Source organism: Methylobacterium longum (genome assembly GCF_022179385.1).
Taxonomy (GTDB): domain Bacteria; phylum Pseudomonadota; class Alphaproteobacteria; order Rhizobiales; family Beijerinckiaceae; genus Methylobacterium; species Methylobacterium longum.
Genome location: NZ_BPQS01000104.1, coordinates 1 through 4,113, shown reverse-complemented (window position 1 = coordinate 4,113; position 4,113 = coordinate 1). Strand labels below are relative to the sequence as shown.

The 4,113-nt window shown below is 72.2% G+C and carries 5 protein-coding genes; 1 reads left to right on the top strand and 4 read right to left on the bottom strand.

Annotation, left to right across the window (positions count from 1 at the left end; genetic code table 11):
* Window positions 1–251: 251 nt before the first annotated feature.
* The 4 genes from MFF58_RS31300 to MFF58_RS31285 form a co-directional block, all read right to left on the bottom strand.
* Entirely contained in the window at window positions 252–425 is a 174-nt protein-coding gene (locus tag MFF58_RS31300) for a hypothetical protein (protein ID WP_238294181.1), read from the bottom strand.
* Between the two features lie 101 nt (window positions 426–526).
* Window positions 527–1,009: a DUF2721 domain-containing protein gene (locus tag MFF58_RS31295; RefSeq protein ID WP_238294179.1), complete on the bottom strand. Its 483-nt coding sequence runs from the start codon at window positions 1,007–1,009 to the stop codon at window positions 527–529.
* A gap of 111 nt (window positions 1,010–1,120) precedes the next feature.
* Window positions 1,121–1,267 (bottom strand): hypothetical protein, encoded by a 147-nt coding sequence (locus tag MFF58_RS31290; protein ID WP_238294177.1) that lies wholly within the window; start codon window positions 1,265–1,267, stop codon window positions 1,121–1,123.
* Between the two features lie 505 nt (window positions 1,268–1,772).
* Window positions 1,773–3,404, bottom strand: coding sequence for an adenylate/guanylate cyclase domain-containing protein (locus MFF58_RS31285; protein ID WP_238294175.1), 1,632 nt, complete (start codon window positions 3,402–3,404; stop codon window positions 1,773–1,775).
* 482 nt (window positions 3,405–3,886) lie between these two features.
* Here MFF58_RS31285 and MFF58_RS31280 point away from each other — a divergent pair.
* Window positions 3,887–4,113: hypothetical protein (locus tag MFF58_RS31280; RefSeq protein WP_238294173.1), on the top strand; the 227-nt coding region annotated here is incomplete at its 3' end.

Genomic DNA, 4,113 nt, shown 5'->3' with positions numbered 1-4,113 from the left:
GCAGAGCCTCGTGATCAAGGAGGCGCTGGGCGCCGGGGCGGTCAAGGTCGTGGGCGCGCGCTACGGCCTCTCCGATGGCCATGTCGAGTGGATGGAAGACATCTGAACCGCTCCGCCCCGGCCACCGAGGGGCGCGGCCGAGGATCGCTCCGGATAAGTCGGCCCGGGGGCCGGGGCCGATCGGGCGCGATCACGACGCCGATCCCGGACCGCCGCACCGGGGCCCGCGCCGCTGGCCCCGCCGCCTCAGTTCAGCGGTGCGGCTCCAGGTCGATCACCGGGCCGCCCACGTCGAAGAAGTCGCCCTCGTAGGCCAGGCCGTGGTCCGGCTCCCCGTCGTCCCGGCGCCGGAACGGCAGGAGCGAGGAGGCTCCTCCGAGGCAGAGGGCCCCCGCCACGAGGGCAACGAAGATCGCGATGCTCATGACGGAATACCCGGGCGCAGCGTGCGTCCGCATCAGACGCCGTTAAGATTAAGACGCGGTTGCCGGGGGCGTGCAATCGAAATTCTGCGGCCGGCGCGCGATCAGGGGCGCGCGGGGACCTTGTCCTGCTGACGCTCGACCTGATCGCGCACGCCGCGACCGGCCATCAGGATCTCGGCCATGAAGGCGCCGATCGCCGCGACGGTGCAGATCAGCGCCGCCCCGAAGCACGCGAACAGGATCGACGCGGTGGCGGCGTCGCGCAGCGCCCCGACGAACAGGGTCAGCACCGCCAGGCCGATCAGGCCGCCCGCCAGCGAGGCCAGGACGACCGCCACGTCGAGGACGAAGGAGCGCCGCCGCAGGTAGCTCAGCCGGCGGGACAGGTGCGCGGCCTCGGCTTCCGTCATCCTGGCGGCCTCCGCCGAGAGGGCGTCGACCTTGTCGGAGATCCGGCCGAGGCGGGTCGAGAACACGTTCAGCAGGGTCGCCAGCGCCGAGAGCAGGAAGGCGGGCGCCAGCGCCACCTGGATGATGTGCGCGATGCTGTCGGGCTCCGTGGAGCTGAGGGAGAAGCCGAACATCGGCGCGCTACCGCGTCCCCGGACCTGTCAGGTCGGGAAACGCCCCGCCCGATGGCCCCGCGCGGCCGGGACGATGCGGGGGCGGGGTCAGGGGCGGGGAGGGGATGCCGGTCACCGGAGCCCCCACACCCGCGGCGGGGTGGCGGCGCCGGCGAGCCCGGCGCAGGCGACACCGAGCGGCGTCCCGTGGCTCAGGACGGCTGCACCGATCCCGCCCCCCGGCAGGGCCGTCAGGGACAGCGGCGTGATCGGGTTCATGCGGGTCTCCTGCATTCCCGGCGGGCCGGACCCGGATCGGGCCGGCTCCGCGGGCGGGCCTCGGACAGGCGCCGCGCGGGCGGACGCGCCTGCGTGAGGACGGCCGAGGGCACATAGCGCCGGATGCGGGCCCGGGAAGCCGCGCCCCGCGGGTCCCGGGCACGGGCCGCGGACCACCGGCGCGGCCCTGGGGAGCGGCGGCGCGGAGGTCTGCCGCTCCCGTTCCGGACCGGCAGGCCGCGATCCGGGCCCATGCGGGGCCATGCGGGTCGAGGCGGGCCGGGCGGGCTGGCGCGGCGCGGCGCCTTCACCGCCTCCGGTCCGGGGAGGCGGGTCAGCAGGGGACGCTGACCCGCCGGAGGGGCAGCACGCCCCCGGGGCCGCCCCGTCCCGGCCGTCTCCGGCCGCGCCCCGGCGCGACGGCGCCCGCACTGCCGGTCCCGCCGCCGGTCCCGCGGCCCATCCCGCCGTCCATGCGTCCCGGGACAACCGGCGTCCGGCACCGTCAGACCGCTGCGGGCTGCAGCGGACCCGGCTTCGGCTCCGGGCCCGGCGCGCCCGCGCCGGTCATCCGGCGGTCGACGGCCGCGAGCGTCTCGAGCAGGCGCTTCCGGAGCCGGGCCGCGCCCTCCGCCTCCAGGGCGTCGACGTCGATGTAGAAATCGATGCCCCGGGCGTGCTCGGAGAAGACCGTCTCCGCGGCCTCGGCGGCGAGGTCGCCCTCGATGGCGTAGGGGACGACGTCGCGGCTGATGCCCTTCATGCGGATCGGGTCCTGCGGGCTCGCCCGGACGACGTCGCTGACGAGCGCGTAGGTCTCGTAGCTCAGGGTGATCCCGCCGGGCGCGGCCACCGATTGCAGGCGGGCGGCGAGGTTCGCCTCGGCACCGATGATCGTGTAGTCCATCCGGTCGTCGCTGCCGAAATTGCCGACGTTGCAGTAGCCGGTGTTGATGCCGATCCGGGCCTGGAACGGGCGCTCGATGCCGGAGCGGCGCCAGCGGGCATTGAGCTGGCCGAGGCGCTTCTGCATCTCGACGGCCATCCGCACGCAGGCCTGCGCGTCCTCGCGCACGCCCTTGGTCTCGGGATCGCCGAAGAAGACCAGCATCGCGTCGCCGATGTACTTGTCGACCGTGCCGCCGTGCTTCTGCGCGATCGCGGTCATCTCGGTGAGGTACTCGTTGAGCAGCGCGGTCAGCTCCTCGGGCTGCAGGCGCTCGGTGGTGGCGGTGAAGTCCTTGATGTCGGAGAAGAAGATCGTCAGCTTCTTGCGCTCGGTGGCGACCGACACGTCGCGCTCGCCGCTGAAGATGCTCTTGTAGACCTGGGGCGAGATGTACTTGGCGATCTGCACCGAGATCGAGGCCAGGAAGCCGTTCGACTCCGTCAGTTCGCGGTTCATCCGGTCGATCAGCCGGGATTGGCGCGCCTGCAGGAGCAGGAAGGTGCTGCCGGCCAGCGCCGCCAGGATGAAGTAGCCCAGCAGGTACTTGAAGGCGAGGACGTTGGCGGCGATCGGCTGGCGCAGGACGATCTCCTGGATGCCGCGCACGTCGCCGACCTTCCAGTCGGTCTTGGGGCTCAGGGGATGCGCGTTGTGGCAGCGCACGCAGGCGGATTCCATCCGGATCGGGGCGGCGATGCGGACCTGCCGGTCGAAGATCGAGCCGGTGGTCTCGCTGACGAAGTGCGATTGCGGGCGGTCGCGCAGGTCGGCCAGCGCGCGGGCCTCGAAGGCGTCGAGCTCGTGGGGCTTGCGGTCCTTGAACGGCAGGTCGGAGACGAAGCGGTACTTGACCGCCCCGTCCGCGCCGCTGATCCGCTCGCCGAGTTCCAGGGACAGGGTCGCGGGGATCGGGATCGCGTTCGGCACGCCCTTGTAGTCGTGGGTCGTCACCACGCGGCCGGTGGCGCCGTTGACCGCCTGAACGACGTCGCTGGCGTAGAAGCTGCGCATCTGGTCGATGATCCGGCCGGTCTCCACCGCCTGCGTCTCGAGCATGCGCTCCGACAGGCCGCGCAGGTCGAGCCAGACCGCCAGCGGCAGCCCGGCCAGGCCGAACAGGATCGCCGCCACGAGGAGGGGCCCCATGATCCGCTGATGCCGCGCGGTCCGCTCGCTCACGCTCGCCATCGGTCCCCTCTCCACAGGCCGCACATCCTGCCCATTCCCGGGACCCGACGGCGGCGGACCGGCCATCCGGCCCGGCGATTCGTCGGCGCGTGGGGAGATTACAATACTCGGAACCGCCGCTCCAAGAGCACGCGCGTCGCGTGACAGACCTTCCGCGCGCCACGCCCCGGCCGAGCATTGGCCAGGTCTCGGCACCACCGGAATCGGAGCGCGGAAAAGCCACCGTCTGGACTGCCGGACTGGATGGCCGCCCCGGCCGGGGCCGGACGCGGGCTTATCCCCGCCCCAGGCCCGGCTTCGGCCGATCGGGAATTAATGTTAACAGCATCCGGCCGTCGCCGGCAGGCTTGCGGGCCGTCGGCCGTTAGGATCTAAGAAACATCGAAGCTTCCCGGTTGGTCCTGGGAACGTTCTCGAACGAACTCAAGCCCCGTCCGCCCCGTGCGGCGGGGCTTTTTGTTTCCGGACCGTCTCGGACACGCATGGGCGGGCCAGTTAACCACGCCCTGTTCTCGGATGTGCTGCATCGCACATGCGTGCTGCGGTGCAAACGCCCCCGCCCGGAGTGTTGCAGCGCTGCACTATCGCGTGGCGGCAACCTGCAGTTCCTGTCGCCGGGCACACATCCCGCGAAACGGGAGACAGAGGACCAGATGATCAAGAAGCTTCTTCTCGCCAGCGCCGCCACGGCCCTGATGGCCGGCGCCGC

Bases quoted from the DNA above. Each gene is read 5' to 3' on its own strand.
- MFF58_RS31300 (WP_238294181.1), bottom strand. From the start codon at position 425: ATGAGCATCGCGATCTTCGTTGCCCTCGTGGCGGGGGCCCTCTGCCTC.
- MFF58_RS31295 (WP_238294179.1), bottom strand. From the start codon at position 1,009: ATGTTCGGCTTCTCCCTCAGCTCCACGGAGCCCGACAGCATCGCGCAC.
- MFF58_RS31290 (WP_238294177.1), bottom strand. From the start codon at position 1,267: ATGAACCCGATCACGCCGCTGTCCCTGACGGCCCTGCCGGGGGGCGGG.
- MFF58_RS31285 (WP_238294175.1), bottom strand. From the start codon at position 3,404: ATGGCGAGCGTGAGCGAGCGGACCGCGCGGCATCAGCGGATCATGGGG.